This window comes from Cohaesibacter intestini (assembly GCF_003324485.1).
Taxonomy (GTDB): Bacteria; Pseudomonadota; Alphaproteobacteria; order Rhizobiales; family Cohaesibacteraceae; genus Cohaesibacter; species Cohaesibacter intestini.
This window is the reverse complement of sequence record NZ_QODK01000010.1, coordinates 13,638-30,119: the sequence shown is the minus strand read 5'-3', so window position 1 is coordinate 30,119 and position 16,482 is coordinate 13,638. Positions and strand designations below refer to the sequence as shown.

At 53.4% G+C, this 16,482-nt stretch carries 14 protein-coding genes and 1 tRNA gene; 10 read left to right on the top strand and 5 right to left on the bottom strand.

From position 1 onward, the window contains the following. Positions 1 to 13: 13 nt before the first annotated feature. Together argJ and DSD30_RS21945 are read right to left on the bottom strand one after the other, a co-directional pair. Positions 14 to 1,258, bottom strand: coding sequence for a bifunctional glutamate N-acetyltransferase/amino-acid acetyltransferase ArgJ (gene argJ / locus DSD30_RS20790; RefSeq protein WP_114011679.1), 1,245 nt, complete (start codon positions 1,256 to 1,258; stop codon positions 14 to 16). Positions 1,259 to 1,366: 108 nt separating this feature from the next. Continuing rightward, the gene (locus DSD30_RS21945) at positions 1,367 to 2,191 is read right to left on the bottom strand and encodes a peptidylprolyl isomerase (RefSeq protein ID WP_245418568.1); all 825 of its coding nucleotides are present in this window, start codon (positions 2,189 to 2,191) and stop codon (positions 1,367 to 1,369) included. A gap of 273 nt (positions 2,192 to 2,464) precedes the next feature. Between DSD30_RS21945 and secA the strand changes: the two genes are divergently transcribed. After that, positions 2,465 to 5,152 (top strand): preprotein translocase subunit SecA, encoded by a 2,688-nt coding sequence (gene secA / locus DSD30_RS20780; protein ID WP_114011678.1) that lies wholly within the window; start codon positions 2,465 to 2,467, stop codon positions 5,150 to 5,152. A 76-nt stretch (positions 5,153 to 5,228) separates the two neighbouring features. Here secA and DSD30_RS20775 read toward each other — a convergent pair whose 3' ends face one another. Beyond that, positions 5,229 to 5,936 (bottom strand): GNAT family N-acetyltransferase, encoded by a 708-nt coding sequence (locus DSD30_RS20775; protein ID WP_114011697.1) that lies wholly within the window; start codon positions 5,934 to 5,936, stop codon positions 5,229 to 5,231. A gap of 227 nt (positions 5,937 to 6,163) precedes the next feature. Between DSD30_RS20775 and DSD30_RS20770 the strand changes: the two genes are divergently transcribed. From DSD30_RS20770 to DSD30_RS20735, 8 genes are all read left to right on the top strand, one after another. Continuing rightward, positions 6,164 to 7,954 (top strand): SLC13 family permease, encoded by a 1,791-nt coding sequence (locus DSD30_RS20770; protein ID WP_342635060.1) that lies wholly within the window; start codon positions 6,164 to 6,166, stop codon positions 7,952 to 7,954. A gap of 374 nt (positions 7,955 to 8,328) precedes the next feature. Further along, a tRNA-Arg gene (locus tag DSD30_RS20765) sits at positions 8,329 to 8,405 on the top strand. Positions 8,406 to 8,898: 493 nt separating this feature from the next. Further along, positions 8,899 to 9,306, top strand: a complete 408-nt coding sequence (locus DSD30_RS20760) for a helix-turn-helix transcriptional regulator (protein WP_198663086.1) — start codon at positions 8,899 to 8,901, stop codon at positions 9,304 to 9,306. 11 nt (positions 9,307 to 9,317) lie between these two features. Beyond that, positions 9,318 to 12,167 (top strand): DUF927 domain-containing protein, encoded by a 2,850-nt coding sequence (locus tag DSD30_RS20755; protein ID WP_114011676.1) that lies wholly within the window; start codon positions 9,318 to 9,320, stop codon positions 12,165 to 12,167. Between the two features lie 260 nt (positions 12,168 to 12,427). Continuing rightward, positions 12,428 to 13,063 (top strand): hypothetical protein, encoded by a 636-nt coding sequence (locus DSD30_RS20750; RefSeq protein ID WP_114011675.1) that lies wholly within the window; start codon positions 12,428 to 12,430, stop codon positions 13,061 to 13,063. Further along, positions 13,060 to 13,389, top strand: coding sequence for a DUF3768 domain-containing protein (locus tag DSD30_RS20745; RefSeq protein ID WP_114011674.1), 330 nt, complete (start codon positions 13,060 to 13,062; stop codon positions 13,387 to 13,389). The genes DSD30_RS20750 and DSD30_RS20745 overlap by 4 nt, the downstream gene beginning before the upstream one ends. 41 nt (positions 13,390 to 13,430) lie before the next feature. Continuing rightward, on the top strand, positions 13,431 to 14,075 hold the full coding sequence (locus DSD30_RS20740) for a hypothetical protein (protein ID WP_114011673.1): 645 nt from the start codon (positions 13,431 to 13,433) through the stop codon (positions 14,073 to 14,075). Further along, entirely contained in the window at positions 14,068 to 14,655 is a 588-nt protein-coding gene (locus DSD30_RS20735) for a hypothetical protein (RefSeq protein WP_114011672.1), read from the top strand. The genes DSD30_RS20740 and DSD30_RS20735 overlap by 8 nt, the downstream gene beginning before the upstream one ends. A gap of 231 nt (positions 14,656 to 14,886) precedes the next feature. Here DSD30_RS20735 and DSD30_RS20730 read toward each other — a convergent pair whose 3' ends face one another. After that, positions 14,887 to 15,411, bottom strand: coding sequence for a hypothetical protein (locus DSD30_RS20730; protein WP_157967811.1), 525 nt, complete (start codon positions 15,409 to 15,411; stop codon positions 14,887 to 14,889). Positions 15,412 to 15,478: 67 nt separating this feature from the next. On the opposite strand from DSD30_RS20730, the gene DSD30_RS20725 reads away from it, so the two are divergent. Then, a complete protein-coding gene (locus DSD30_RS20725) occupies positions 15,479 to 16,057 on the top strand; it encodes a Crp/Fnr family transcriptional regulator (protein ID WP_114011670.1) in 579 nt (192 codons plus the stop codon). Between the two features lie 19 nt (positions 16,058 to 16,076). On the opposite strand, the gene DSD30_RS20720 is transcribed toward DSD30_RS20725, so the two are convergent. Next, a complete protein-coding gene (locus tag DSD30_RS20720) occupies positions 16,077 to 16,475 on the bottom strand; it encodes a cytochrome c (RefSeq protein WP_114011669.1) in 399 nt (132 codons plus the stop codon). Between the last annotated feature and the right edge of the window lie 7 nt (positions 16,476 to 16,482).

Here is a 16,482-nt window from a genome sequence, read left to right as displayed (position 1 = left end):
CCGTTTGCCGCAGTCAGGAGCGATAATCGCCATTGATGGTGATGTAACCATGGGTCAGGTCACAGGTCCAGATGGTCGCCTGACCATCCCCCACACCCAGATCGGCGCAAATCTCGATTTCGTCATTCTTCATATAATCGCTGGCCGCTTCTTCCGAATAATCCGGGTCGCGCAAACCATCGACTGCCAGACGCAGAGGGCCGAACCAGATCGCCAGCTTGTCGCGGTCCGCCGCTTCCCCTGCCTTGCCAACCGCCATGACGACACGACCCCAGTTGGCGTCTTCCCCCGCGGCCGCTGTCTTGACCAGCGGGCTGTTGCCAATCGACAGGGCCACGCGCTTGGCGGCCGCATCATTCGCCGCCCCGGTAACGGTGACTCGGATGACCTTACTGACGCCCTCGCCATCCTGCACCACCTGTTTGGCCAGATCGACCAGCAGCTTCGACAGGGCTTCGGAAAACAGAGCCACTCGCTCGTCGCTGAGTTCGGTGATTTCAGCACAGCCCCGCGCCTTGGCGGCACCGGAGGCAAACAGCATCAAGGTGTCACTGGTCGAGGTATCGCTGTCAACAGTGATGGCATTGAACGAGGTGTCCACATGCTTGGTCAGCATCTTTTGCAGCACATCGGCAGCGATAGGTGCATCGGTGAAGACGAAGCTCAGCATCGTTGCCATGTCAGGGGCAATCATGCCCGAGCCTTTTGCCAGCCCATAGATCCGCACCTCGACCCCGTCGATATCGACGCTTGCCGTTGCCACTTTGGGGAACGTATCGGTGGTCATGATGGTTTTGGCCGCGTCAAGCCAGGAGGCATCTGCCTTGGCATCATCCATCAAGCCATCAAAGGTTGCGGTGATCGGAGCCGGATCAAGCGGCTCGCCAATCACCCCGGTCGAAGCCTGAAAAATCATCGAAGGGTCGGCGCCAAGCTTGGCAGCAGCGGCCTGTGCCACGGCGGCAACGGTTTCTTCCCCCTTGGCACCGGTAAAGGCATTGGCGTTCGACGCATTAACCACCAGCGCCCGCGCTTCCCCATTGGACAGACAACGACGGCACCAGTCAACCGGCGCAGACGGGCATTTGGACTTGGTGAAGACGCCGGCGACCGTCGTGCCTTCATCCATCGTCACCACAAGCACGTCATTGCGACCCCGATACTTGACCCCCGTCGCCGCGACGCCGACGCGAAAGCCATCAAGCGTGGTCATCTCTGGAAGTTCCTCGGGGGCAAATGGGGATGGCTTGAGATCCATGATGCAGTTCCTTGCAACAAAAAAGGAGAGAAACCCGAACGCACCCTCCGGTGCGCATTGGTCTCTCTCCTTACCCTTTGATGTGAAGAAATACCAGAAAAACCGGTCTTATTTCACAATCTCGACGTTGGCCTTTTCCTTCAGTTCATTCAGCAACTGGGAAAATTTCTGCTGCACGAGGAAGCCGCGGATGTTCATTTTCACATCATCAAAGGAAGGCTTCGGCTGCTCGCGCTTGTCTTCCACCAGAATGACATGCCAGCCAAACTGGGTCTGAACCGGCTTCTTGGTATAACCACCCTTATCCAGAGCAAAGGCCGCAGCTTCAAAGGCCGGGACCATCTGGCCTTGTCCGAAATACCCCAGATCCCCGCCATTGGCACCGGAAGGGCCTGTGGATTTTTCTTTGGCAAGCGTGGCAAAATCGGCACCACCATCCAGCGTCTTGATCACATCGTTGGCTTCAGCTTCTTCTTTCACCAAAATATGACGAGCCTTGACCTGCATCTTTGCAGGCGCAGATCCGATTTGCGCCTCATAGAGCGCTTTCATGTCGTCTTCGCTGACAGCCGATTCAACCTTGGCGCGGAAGAACTCGTTGCGCAGCGCTTTGAGTTCCAGATAGTCCATCTGCTTTTTGTAGAATTCGCTCTTGTCCAGACCTTCGCTCTTCGCGGCGGCGGCGACAATCTGCAGATCGACGAGCGCGTTGATCAGTTGGGATTTTTGCTGCTCGGCAGGCATTTTGCCAAGACGTGGGCCCAGCTCCTGGGTGATGAAACCCAGTTCGCTGGTGGTCAATGCCTTGCCATCCACAGTGGCAACAACACTATCCTTGCTGGCATCCTGTGCATAGGAAGCGGGGACCGCTGCCAGCACAAGAAAAGATGTCAGGGCGGTCGCTGCCGACCGTGCAAAAAAGGCTCGAACCATCTTAATATTTCCCATTGTTGTTCACTGAGGAACGAAAAAACACGAAAAACTCACCTGACAGGTGACCTACCTGCCTTTGTTGGCGTTGACAAGACTGAGGCCCAATCTTATCTGTCAGCCGTGCAGTTTGTTGCCAGAACTCTATCTGGACTGTTGACATTCATTATTCAAGTCGGGACGGTTTCGCCCGTGAGAAGCCAGTCTCGCCGCAATTGCGTTACAAATATGGCCGTCCCCTTTTTCGACGGCAATGCATAAGGAAGGATCCGGTCTATGGTCGGTCTTGGAGCCATCGCTCGCAAACTCTTTGGGTCGGCAAATGATCGCCGCATCAAGGGATATCATCCCATCGTTGCAGCCATCAATGCGCTGGAAGAAGAAATTTCCCAATTGTCCGATGAAGAGCTGCGCAACAAGACTGCGGAGTTCAAAAAGCAACTGGAAGACGGTACCAAACTCGACGACCTTCTGGTTCCCGCCTTTGCCACCGTCCGTGAGGCCGCCAAACGAACGCTCGGTCAGCGCCATTATGATGTGCAGCTGATGGGCGGCATGGTGCTCAATGACGGTGCCATTGCCGAAATGCGCACCGGTGAAGGCAAAACGTTGGTTGCCACCCTTCCCGCCTATCTCAACGCCCTGACCGGGCGTGGCGTTCATGTCGTCACGGTCAACGATTATCTGGCCAAGCGTGACTCCGAATGGATGGGACAGGTCTTTGCATTTCTGGGCATGACCACCGGCGTCATCATTCACGGTCTGGACGATGACGAACGCAAGGCTGCTTATGATGCCGACATCACCTATGGCACCAACAACGAATTCGGCTTTGACTATCTGCGCGACAACATGAAATACGAAAAGCCGCAGATGGTTCAGCGCGGCCACTATTTCTCCATCGTCGACGAAGTGGATTCCATCCTCGTTGACGAGGCGCGCACGCCGCTGATCATTTCCGGTCCGCTTGATGACAAGTCGGACATGTACAACACCATCGACACCTTCATTCCCAAGCTGTCCGATAGCCATTACGAAATCGACGAGAAGTCAAAGACCGCCACCTTCACCGAGGAAGGCACCGAGGCGATCGAGACCATGCTCAAGGAAGCAGACATGCTTCAGGGCGAGGGTCTTTATGACATCGAAAATGTGTCGATCGTCCACCATCTCAATCAGGCCCTGCGCGCCCACAAGCTGTTTTCCCGCGACAAGGACTATATCGTCAAGAATGATCAGGTCGTGATCATCGACGAGTTCACGGGTCGCATGATGGAAGGCCGTCGTTTTTCCGAAGGCTTGCATCAGGCGCTGGAAGCCAAGGAACATGTCTCCATCCAGCCGGAAAACCAGACGCTGGCCTCTGTTACCTTCCAGAACTATTTCCGCCTGTATGAAAAACTCTCCGGCATGACCGGTACGGCCCAGACTGAGGCTGAGGAATTGATGGACATCTATAGCCTTGAGGTTATCGAAGTGCCCACCAACCTGCCGGTCCAGCGTGCCGACGATGACGATGAGGTCTATCGCACCACGCGCGAGAAGGACATCGCCTTGGTGGCCCTGATCAAGGATTGTCAGGAACGCGGTCAGCCGACCCTCGTGGGCACCACCTCGATCGAACGCTCCGAAGAGCTCTCGGCCCACTTGAAAAAAGAAAATATCCCCCATCAGGTGCTGAACGCCCGCTTCCACGAACAGGAAGCCATGATCGTCGCTCAGGCCGGCAGCCCCGGAGCCGTCACCATCGCCACCAACATGGCTGGCCGTGGGACCGACATTCAGCTCGGCGGCAACCTCGACATGCGCATCGCACAGGAAATCCCCGAAGAGGTGCAAGGCGAAGAGCGCGAAGCCAAGATTGCCGAAATCAAGGCCGACATCGAAGCCAAAAAGCAGATTGCCCTTGCCGCTGGCGGGCTCTATGTGATCGGCACCGAGCGCCATGAAAGCCGCCGTATCGACAACCAGCTGCGTGGCCGGTCCGGTCGTCAGGGTGACCCGGGTCATTCCAAATTCTTCCTGTCTCTGGAAGATGACCTGATGCGCATCTTTGGCTCTGATCGCATGGATGGCATGTTGCAGAAGCTTGGCCTGCAGGAAGGCGAGGCCATCATCCACCCTTGGATCAACAAGGCTCTGGAAAAGGCGCAGAAAAAAGTTGAGGCCCGCAACTTCGATATTCGTAAGAACCTGCTGAAATTCGATGACGTGATGAATGACCAGCGTAAGGTCATCTTCGATCAGCGTATCGACCTGATGGATGAAGAAGGCGTTGCCGACGTGGTCTCAGACATGCGTCATGAAGTCATTGAAGACATCGTTGCACAGCATATCCCTGAAAAGGCCTACGCCGAGCAGTGGGATGTTGAAGGTCTGCATGACGATGTGCAGGAATATCTCAATCTCGATGTCCCGGTGAAGGAGTGGGCGCAGGAAGAAGGCATTGCGGACGAGGAGATCCTTGACCGCCTGAAGCGTGCCGCCGACGAGGCCGCCGCCGCCAAGACCGCTAATTTCACCCCGGACCTGATGCGTCAGGTGGAGAAATCGGTTCTGCTTCAGATCCTCGACCATCTCTGGCGTGAGCATCTGGTGGCTCTGGATCACCTGCGCAACGTCATCGGTTTCCGCGGCTATGGCCAGCGCGACCCGCTGCAGGAATACAAGACCGAGAGCTTCGAGTTGTTCCAGGCCCTGCTTATCAACCTGCGCAAAATGGTCACCCAGCAATTGGCCCATGTGGTGTTGCGTCAGGAAGAACCAAACCCGTTCGAGCAGCAGGAATTGCCTGAAATGCACGCCTCCCACATCGATCCGATCACCGGCGAAGATGAGATGGTGGCGAATGATGACTTTGATCTGGAAGCTTATGTCCGGCAACATGGCAAAGTGCCACGCAACGCCCCTTGCCCGTGTGGCTCGGGCCTGAAATTCAAGCATTGCCACGGCAAACTGTCCTGACAGTCTTACCAACCCGATAGAAAAAGCCCCGCAGACTGATCAGCCTGCGGGGCTTTTTGGTGTTCGGGGCTGGCTATCATATGCCTTGTTGCGCCAAATCCTGCCGGGCCTTGGCGAGACAGTCCTGCAAGCTCGACACTTGCTGACCATTCGCATCGAAATTCGCCTCATCCAGCCAGCTTTCATAGCCTGCCTTTAAAGCAGGCCACTCGGTATCGATGATTGAGAACCAGGCCGTATCGCGGTTTTCCCCCTTGATCACCATATGCTGGCGGAACAGGCCCTCATAGCGAAAGCCGAACCGCTCCGCCGCCCGCTTGGAGGGCAGGTTTTGGTCATTGCATTTCCATTCAAACCGGCGATAGCCCAATTCGTCAAAGGCTTGCTTCATGAACAAATAGCAGGCCTCGGTCGCACCCCTTCGGCGTGATAGCAACGGCCCCCAATAGATGCTGCCAATCTCAATCGAGCCATTGTTGGTATCCATCCGCATCAAGGCCTGCCGCCCGGCCACCTTGCCGCTTTCAAGATCGATGATTGCATAGAAAAGCGGATCACGCTTGGCCGCCTGTTCAGCCACCCAAGCCGTGAAACGTGCCTCATCTGTTGGAGGTGCCTCGAACAGCCAACGGAATTTGTCCTCTTTGTCGGGCACATTCGATGCAACATACAGCGCCCCCGCATGACGGTCTGCATCCAGCGGCTCCAGCCGCACATAGCGTCCTTCCATGGCCGTGTGAGGCGGCAAAGGCCGCGGCGTCCAGTGGGTCAAATCCGATGTCATGATGGGTGCTTCCTTCACTTGATCCCTTGAAGATGTGGCAAGACTAACCCATCCGCCTCACCCGACCAGCCATCCGATTGCGTTTCACCCAGAATTTTATTGGAACCAAAAGCCACCACACGCACTTTCAGCATCAAAGCACTGGATCTGAGGCTCAAATCGAATAAGCTGATCCCAGTGCGACAAACCCAAATGAAGGTCACAAACCCGCCACCATGCCAGTTTCCGTGTCAGACAGCTCTCTCACCTTCGACCAGATTGCCCTTTTCTCCCTCTTCGGCCTTGTCTTTGCGATGCTGCTGTGGGGCCGTATCCGCTATGATGTCATCGCCTTTGGCGCTCTGGTCATCGCATTGTTGCTGGGTCTTGTGCCAAAGGAACAGGCCTTTTCGGGCTTTGGTCATCCGGCCACAATCATTGTGGCTCTGGTTCTGGTGGTCTCGCGCGGGCTGGTTTTGTCCGGAGCGGTCGACAAGATCACGGCTCTGGTCATTGACAAGGACCGCTCGCTGCAAAGCCACGTCTCGATCATCGGGGCAGCAGGCGGCCTGATGAGCGCCCTGATGAACAATGTCGCCGCCCTCGCCCTGCTGATGCCCGTTGACATTCAGGCGGCGCAAAAGTCGGGACGCAGCCCGTCCCTCTCTCTGATGCCGCTGGCCTTTGCCACCATTCTGGGTGGCATGATCACCCTGATCGGCACACCCCCCAACATCATCATCGCCGCCTTCCGGGAGCAGGCCTTGGGGGAACCCTTTGCCATGTTCGATTTTGCCCCCGTCGGTTTGGTGGCCGCCACTGCAGGCATGGTGTTCATCGCGCTGGTTGGCTGGCGCCTGATCCCCGGCGCCCAGAGCAGCCGCGATGAAACGCAAGATCTGTTCGAAATCGGCAAATATATCGCAGAGGTCGTGGTCATCGAAGACAGCAAGGCCGAGGGCCAATTGGTCCGGGAGCTCGACGAGGCCTGCGAAGAGCATGACATCGCCATCATGGGTGTCATCCGCAACGGCAAGCGCTTGGCGGGCAACAGCCGCAACACCGAATTGCGCGCCAAGGACATTCTGGTGCTCGAAGCCACGCCTGAGCAGATCGATAAATTTGTCGGCAGTCTCAAACTGGGCTATCAGCGCAAGCCATCAGAGGCCCCGGTCGCCGCCCGCGGCATGGAATTGACCGAATGCGTGGTGCCCGCTGATGCCCGCATTGTCGGGCGTTCCTCGATGTCCGTGCGCCTGTTGTCACGCCGCAATGTGACTTTGCTGGGCATTTCCCGACAGGGCACGCGCTTCTATCAACGGGTCCGCAAGGAAGAAATCCAGGCCGGTGACGTGCTGTTGCTGCTTGGCCCTGCCGATGCCTTGCCCGACACGGTTCGCTGGCTCGGCTGCCTGCCTCTGGCCAGTCGCGGCCTGTCCCTCACCCAGCATGGCCGCGCCGGACTGGCAGCCGGCCTCTTCGCGCTGGCCATCCTCGCTGCAAGCCTTGAGCTTGTCTATCTCCCCATCGCGCTGGCCGCCGTCGTCGTGCTCTATACCCTGCTGGAAATTGTCCCAGTCCGCGAAGTCTATGACACGATTGAATGGCCCGTCGTCGTCCTACTCGGCAGCATGATCCCGCTGGGCACCGCGCTGGAAAATTCCGGCGGCACCAGCCTAATTGCAGGCTCTATCCTGTCTTTAACTGAAGGCTTGGGCCCAGCCATCATCCTGACCATCCTGATGGTCGTCACCATGACCCTGTCCGATGTGCTCAACAACACGGCGACAGCCGTGGTCGCAGCTCCCATCGCCATTGAGCTCGCCAATCGCCTCGGCGTCAACCCCGATCCCTTCCTGATGGCCGTTGCCGTGGCCGCTTCTTGTGCCTTTCTTACCCCCATCGGCCACAAGAACAACACGCTGATCATGGGCCCCGGCGGCTATAAATTCGGCGACTATTGGCGTATGGGCCTGCCACTTGAGATCCTGATCATCGCCATCTCGGTGCCCACCATCCTGATCGTCTGGCCGCTTTAAGCGCAAATGCGTCACCCCAGGCGGCACGTTTGCAAGACATTGATTGCCTCCTTCGCTGAAACGGTTTTGCAGATCCTGTCGCTAAGTTGTTTGATCATCTTCTGAGCTTCCGGCTTTCGCAACATCGCCGTCTGCGTCATGCCCGACTACACGGACGGCGCGAGGATACTCCCCTTTGCGATATGACCGATCCCATCTGCCCCAAAGCCATTGGGATGGAACGCCACACTCCCTGCGCAATATGCACAAAGCGACGAAATTCACCGTCATTTCCCATTGCACCAACGCAACGCATCAGCTAAGAAGTCCGACATATCTTCGCGCGACGGGATCGAGACAAGGCGTCATGCCGACAATCCCCTCATCAGCGCCAGGCACCCGTAGCTCAGCTGGATAGAGCGCTGCCCTCCGAAGGCAGAGGCCAGAGGTTCGAATCCTCTCGGGTGCGCCAATATTTTCAATGACTTACTCAAAATATCAAACTTCAAAAATTGAAAAGTAAGCACATAGTAAGCACGCATGCACTTCACATTTTACGTGGACCAGCACAACGTATGGCCCCACAGCATCTGAATGTCTTTGACACATAAAAATATCTTTATATCTCTTGAAAATTCAATTTTAAGTATCCATATTGTTCTGTAGCAAGGAAAGTCCTTGCACTTGACCGCATTAAGACATGGAGATTGCCCACTAAAACAGCGCCGTTCGATCTCGATCTGTTCAGTGCCTTACTGAATAGACAGCTACCACCGGCGGGTACACCGAGGGCATTTTCGCCTAAGGGCTATTCGAACAAAACCACAATCAAGAGTTTCTTTTGCTCAGCAATGGTGCTGACGATTTTCTTGCGTGCGTTTTGTGAGACATAGCACTTGGGCTTTTCCATATCCAGCTTGCTCCAAACTCACGCTTCAACCCAACAAGCGAACTGGAGAAAGCAAATGCTTCAATCCACACTCTCTGACCTATCCAAGAAAGACTTCACAACAGCTGTCTTCCATCAAGCACTGCTGCTGTATCGCGCAAACTTGCTTGATGTCGATCACATCCGCGAACTCATGGCGGCGGAGTTCCCCGAGGCCACAGCCCGGGTAAAACATAGAAGTACACGCGCGCCAAAGCGCAGAACTAAGCGCACAAGAGCTCGACAATACAAGCCCGACGACCTCCTTACCCCCGAAAAGGCAGCCCGCGTTCTTGGCTTGTCAGCAAAGACGCTTGCTAACTTCCGAAGTGCTGGTGGCGGACCGCTCTTCATCAAGCTGGCCAACCGTACCATCCGCTATCGCCATGCCGATCTGAAGGCTTTCATTGAGCAGGGCGTGAAGCAGAATACTAGTCAGTATTGAAGAGGGCTATTATGGAAATGACATTGCCCGAGTTCCTTCCTACGAAGTTTGAGGGACCATCCGAAACAAAGTCCAAAGCGGCAATGCTGCGGAGAAAATACAGATCTGCGAAAATCAAACGCAAGAGATGTAGCCCTCGCAACCGTTGTCGCCGTGATGGTTGCCCAATTTGCCTTCGCGATTTCCGCATGGGCCTGGTGGAAGCATGCACGAAACTCAGACTGCACGAAAAAGCGGGGGAGTGGATTTTTTTGACACTGTACCCATCCGAAGCACCCATCCCACAAGGCAAACTATCCCAGTTCGACCTGATCACATTCAAGGAGAAGCACTATCGTCGCCTCCAGAGAGCCATGCCTGAGGCGCTTCTCATTGGTGGCGCCGACTTTGCGCTTAAGATAGAGAATGGAAAAGTCATTGGGTGGTTACCTCACTTGCATCTGCTTTTGTTTGGCATCTCCAAGGAAGAGTCATTGAAGCGACTGCGCCAAGTCTACCGCAAGTCGAAACATGCCTTAAAACCGGTTGACCATCGGCAGGTACAGAACACAGCCGAAGACTTTTTCAGAGTCCTGACCTACTGCTACAAATCAGCATTCTTTCAGAAGCTGGACAAACGCCTTTCCCAATCGGGGGATAAAAAAGTTCGGCCATTTCTCACAGACGATCAGGATTTTGAGCTGCGGTCTTACCTGAACCGATATCAGGTCGATGGTCGTTTAATCCAGATCAATTGCAAGAAGCAGCGCACGACAGATAAGGCTAAGATAGACCTTGCTCTTGGTTCCCCCTATGACGACATCTTCAGAGGTTTGTCATCAGGTTTTACCCTTGATGAAGATGGGGAAGGCCATAACTGTACCCATAGACCCTTCTATAAGCTTGATAGAGGGAAAGTGGGTATAGGTATTGGCTACACTATGGCCCTGACCTGCAAACTGTCACTTTCCCCCCAAGCCTTCCAACCATTCAATATCGCCGAAACATCTGGAACAGTTGTGACAGATCCTTTGTCACACATGTCACACCTGTCACGGCACTTTTTACAGAACATTGCACACCCCACTACAACTGATCTTGAACTGGAGGAGTTTACCATGATCAATCACGAAATCATCTCATACCGCTTGCAGCATAAGGCTTCCAAGGAGCACTTTGTCTTGGTCAAAGCACCCGTTTCCGATAGAAGTCGCACCGCAAGCATTTTGCTCGACGCAGGTGATTTTCACAGCCCCAGCAAGCTTCGCCAGGAACTCTTGAAGGCAGGGGTGTCTGACAAGGGAATTGACACATCCAGCATCCAGAACGGTCTTCCAGAAAATGCTGGAACTTTGACTGATACCGCCGCCTGGGTGAAACATGGTGACGTCTCCTATTTCCCCTTTTATCAAAAAGAGCTCGAACTCGATGATCTCACCATCCTTTATCAGAATGCCAGTCTTGAGAAGTACGGGCTTGCAGAGATAAAGGGCTCCGCTGAAGAGTGGGAAACACAAGTTGGAAACATTGCTGCATATCGCTTCCTTCCAATGGTCTCCATTTTGTTGGGCATTTTCGCTACGCTTAGGCCTTCGAATGGAGAGCATCCAAGTGTCATCGTCCACTTTTCTGGGGGTGCAGCGTCTGAAAGAAAGCTTCTGACCTCGCTATGCGCCTCAATTCGTGGCAACCCGGACAAACGGCCTTCCTGGTCTATGGACCCCGCAGATCTGGCAGAAGCAGTCAAAACCCACGGCCAGGTCGCAATCTGCATGGGGGATATTGATCGCTATCACGATTATGACAAAAGCGAGAAGAAAACCATCTCCGAAAACATCAAGGCACTTACTGGATTGAGGCTGCCTGCAAGCTCGAAGGCAGCAAAAGTTGGGCTGACAGCCATTGATACTCCCTACTTGATCTGCTCAAGCGGTAGCCAAGACCTATCCTACTTCCTAAATGCAGGTGGCAATAACCGCTGGGATGGTGATGCCCTGGTGTTCAACATTGACTTGCCGACCGAAGAGGAAGGTGGCATCTGGTCTCAGGGGCGTAGCATGTTTTCTAACCGCATGGGTGATCCCCGCGACGCAGCCAAAAAAGTTTCTGCAAGCCTTAGAAACAGCTTTGGTGCCATCGGGGAAAAATGGGATCAATATGTGTGCGAGGATCCAGATGGGTTGAGTTCTGACTTTGCAACCAAGGTTGAGCAGTCCTTGGATTTTGAAGAGGTTGAAACTCCGTTTGACGAAAGCCTGATGAGGTTCGTAGCCGAACTCAGGGCCACTGGTTACATGTTACAAGACGCAGATTTCATCCCATTCGCACCGGGGCTGGTGCACTTTGCCTGCCAATACGCGCGCGCATCTATCATCGCAAACGGACCTCCACGTCCGGTCAAAGTGGAGCTACTGGCCAAATCGCTCTATCAGGCCATGGCGGACAAAGAGCAATTTCCCAGACGACCAAAGGCCAATGTACATGGTTTTGACAAGCCAGGATATGTTAAGCTCGGCATCTGGAAAGCATACATAAGGCACGAGGCTTTCGAGAATCTTGTTCTTGGCCTTGTGATCGATGAAACTTTGAATCCTGAAAACGAAAAGCAGCGACTTCTCGCCGAACTGGAGGCTAAAGGCGTATTCATTCGTGCAAATGATGGAGGTTTAACCACCTCAGTTAGACCGGGAAAGGGCATCGATACTGTTCGTATGTTGGTTTTCGACTGGGCCAAGCTGAAAACGCTTGCTGGTGTGAAAAGCTCGTCAAAAAAACGGAAGCAGCCTCCTAAGCCCTCAAGCACTGGGCGAAAGCGGAACAAAACCACTCTCTCCACCAAAGCGAAAGCGCCTAGGTCCGAACGGCAAACGCAGGCGTCGTAGCTCGAAATAACCCACAGAGCACGGTAGGGCAAAAAAGCGTTAGCCTGCCGCAGGCTAGTGCGAGTTGAATATCTAAGCAATTGATATTGCGAGAGATATTGTTGACAGCTTTGTTGTTATCGGCTATCATCGGCTGCATCAAGCCCGCATTGGGCAAACTGAGGCGCTAGCATTCTTGCAGCGCCTCTTTTTGATTCCAGGTAGGCATTATCGGGCATGGCCGAGTGCCTTCTTCCACCTTCCAGACACGGAGATATGCAATGGCAGATGCAGCCAGACAGATCACCTACGCCGGTTCCAATGATGAACCCGCGCTCGTGGTGATCACCAAAGATGTGAGCGGCGTTGCCCGTGGCTCATGGTTCGCGGCAAGCGATGCAAAGGTCGCCAAGGCAAGCGCGAAAGCGGCTGGCTCAGTGGCCGTCGTGGTGAAAGGAACTAAGATTATGGGATTGGCCCAACGGGTGCCGAAGGGCCGGATCTTCGACAGCGGCAAGCTGTTCATGCCCCGCATCCAAGGTGAGGTATTCGATAAATTGATGGGCTTTGCACCTCAGGCAGATAAAGCACCCCAGCTTCAGTTGGTCGCCAGTAGTGATGCTGATAGTGCTGGATCGAGCAGTGAAGCTTCCGTTGCTTCAAGCGCTTCAGTCATCGAAGGCAAAGTGCCTGATGAATGGTCCAAGCTTGGGGTCGGTTCCTTGGTGCTTGCCCGTGATGTTGAAGAGGAAAGTTTCTACTTAGCCGTGATCATCGGCAAGACAGGGCCAATCAATTTTACCTTGCGCTGGCGCGACTACACTGATGAGCCGAACTTCCAGCGACAGGTGTCGGATCTGGCCATGCTACACCCCAAAGTCGACCTCAACCAATTTGACTGGGAGTATGAAGAATGAGCGGATCATCTGAAAAGATTTGCGTCCTCAATGACGCATTCCGCTCGACCCTTCAAGGTGGGCAGGTATTCCTCACCCCAGGCGTACTCAGCTTGCCTGCTGAGGGTCAATCAGCCTTGCTACAAGCCATTCGGTGCTTTGATGGGTTTGGTGCTGACAATGACCCATACGGCGAACATGACTTCGGCTCGCTTTCTCATGACGGCAGCACCTTCTTCTTCAAGATTGAATGCTACGACCGGAACTTGGAATATGGCTCACCAGATCCAACTGACCCGGCTCAGACGACACGGGTGATGACCGTCATGCGTGCGGACGAATATTGATAGAACAAAACAAGATCAAACCTATTCAAGAGAGCATTCCAATGAACAAGGATCAAGTGAAACAAGTAGCCCAACTTTGGGATCAGCACGGGCCGGTCCTCAATGAAATTATCAGACAGGATCTCTGCGCTTATGACCTCATTTGCGCAAGGCTGTGGCCACGCTGCGATGAGATTGCCAAAGCGGCCAGTACTGAAAAAGTCAGACTGCACTTCATCGACAATGGCGGATTTGAATTCTCGGACCGAGCCGAAATCGACCTCCAAATCGGCGTAAAGATCCGAAACCCGGATACAGATGCCTTCGAGATCACTCCCCTGCCGATCTTGCTGAATCTAGAAATCAACAGCTACTTCCGTCATTCCATCGACATTCAATTGAGGATGCCTGATGAGAAGTCGGTTTATTTTACCCCTTTCAAAGCGGCACTGATACCTCTTCGCCATCGCTTCAAGGAAAGCGACACAGACTGGCGGTATGAAGCCACGCTGCGAAGCATTGAGCTAGAAACCGACAAAGACAGCAGCAAACCCCAGGCCTTCAATATCAATGATCTATTCAACCAACTTCCCGACGCTTTGCTGGACCTCAACACAACTGTTCTGGAGCCCCTGGCTATCGCACTTCAGGCACAGAGCCAGCCTGACCAGGCAAACGGCACCACCGGAGTAAATAGCGATGCTTGAGCAACTGGCAACAGCGTCGACATACGGCTTCGGAGCAAGCTTTGGCCGGGACCTCTATAAAGCCGCAAAGAAGAACCCAATCGTCTGGGCCATCATTGGCATTCTACTGATCGCCTTTGGTTGGCGGAATTTCTATCTTGGCCAAGGCCGTGGAGATGCCTATAAATTCTTCGTCACTTTCCTTGGCTCCACCATTCTGATCACCATCGGCACCGGAGGCTGGCTGTTCGTAGGCGTTGCACTCACCAAAGACTTTGGCAATGTCGCCCTGATTACTTCACTGATAGTGATCATCCTTTCCTACATCGCCGGGAACATCTGGGGCATCAAAGATAGAAAGAAGCGCCAGCAAGCCGCAGAGGCAATCGCTCACAATGCCACCTTCATGCGAGACATGGGCCTATCGGACAGTGACTTCGATGCTGACCTTCTGCAAGACGCAGAAGGGAACTTGCTCAAGCTCATCGAGCAAAGCGACGACAAGTTCGTATTCTCGGTATCAGGCAAACGCGGCTACCGTGCCGCCATCAAGCTCGAACAGGGCCGCATGGTCGATTACACGGGCATTGTGAAGCTGTAAGGCCCCAGCCAGCACCCAACGCATCAAAACGACACCCAAGCCCCTCAGGTAAGCCCTGTGGGGCTTTTTCTTTTTATGAGCAGCCATTCGTGCCAATTTCGTTGAATTCAACAAAAAAAGCCTGAGATTGACACTGAATTAACTCAGACACAAATACGCAACACTTAACATCTTCGCAACCGTTAGCAAGCGTAGGCATAACCGCGCCATTAGGGCTACGTTTGCTGATCATCAGTGCGGGTCATTACCAGTTGCTATCATCAGGTGATGCATTTGGTGGTGGGCACCGATTGTCATTAAACCGAAGAACCCCAATGCGTTGATCTTTCGCTGCTCTTCCAAGCTCTTGGCTCCAACAGTCAAAATTGCCCCTTCAGGTTTGGTCTCAGCCTTCACCGTCCAACCACTATCGGTTTCAAGCATCGGCGCATGCGCGAGTACCATTCTCTGTACTGATCCGATAACACTTCCCTCTCCTTCGACATGAAATGATGTCTCAAGATCTTGTTTCTCTGTGCGCACCTCAGCTTGAAGCGCTACTCGGTTCATGTCTTGTAAGTGAGCACGCAATGCTGAAACCGAGACCGTGGACCAATCTGTATTTGGATTTTCCCGAAGCTTGATAACAATCTCAGCCAAAGCTGCAAAAGCGTCCTGACCGGTTTCTCTGATCTCTGAAGAATCCATATGTGCATGTTGGGCTGATATTGCTGATGGTAAGAATAGCAGCAATATTGTGAGCATAAGATATTTCATTCATCTCTCCTGTCTGATTGCACGCACAATAGACAAGATCAGTTCTTTCACTTATGATTGTGATCATATGGAAACAGATTTCTTGAATTCCCTAACAGAGCCATTGGCAACTCTTATCAACCGGAATAGTGGGTCGTACATTTTCCGGCAGGGTGAGCAATGTTCAGCAATGTATTACCTAAAATCTGGGCAAGTTCAGCTTCGTCGATACACGACGACGGGCGATCAACAAATTGTCCATCATGCTATTTCTGGTACATTCTTCGCTGAGGCATCCATTTTCTCTGATACTTATCATTGTGATGCAGTCTGTCAGTCGGACAGTGGCTTGTTGCGTTTGGACAAGAAGGGAATTCTTGATGCATTGGAGCGCGATGCCAGATTCTCGATATCCTTCAGTAAAATGCTGGCAAGGCAAGTCCAGGCCTACCGACAACAAGTCGAAATCATGGCGATCAAATCTTCACAGGAAAGGGTTTGGCAAGCGCTAAACGCCGGATTTTTAAAGGGATCGATTATGGACTTTTCGGCGACGATCGGTCTAAGCCATGAATCCGTCTACCGCTCCCTTGCACACCTCGTTCGAGCTGGCAAACTGAAAAAGACGCAGCGCGGAAACTATGAGATCACGGGGCCGACCCCGTGACCTCGTTCTTTGTTTGGCACTATTGCATCGAAATGCCATTGGCTCTCTGTGTCTCCCGAACAAACTGAATAACCGATGCCATAACTTCTGGTGTTATATGAGGTTGCCTAGGCATATTGCCATAAGGCCAGTGGTGTGCCCGAACACCAATTTGCGCCGCGAGATAAAACGCCTGATCACCGTGATGACTGGGTTTGTATATGTCATGGATCAAAGGCGGTCCAACATCCGATCCAGATCCATTCTCTCCATGACATCCGGAACAATTCTCGTTGAAGAGCTCTTGCCCTTTTAATGCTGTTGCAGAAAAAGACGGAACCAGAACCTCAACAGAGCTATCTGGAGCACCATTCATATTTTGATAAAACATGATGAGTAGCCCCAATCCGATGAAGGCCAGAACAAAATATTTTGACATGGGTGAG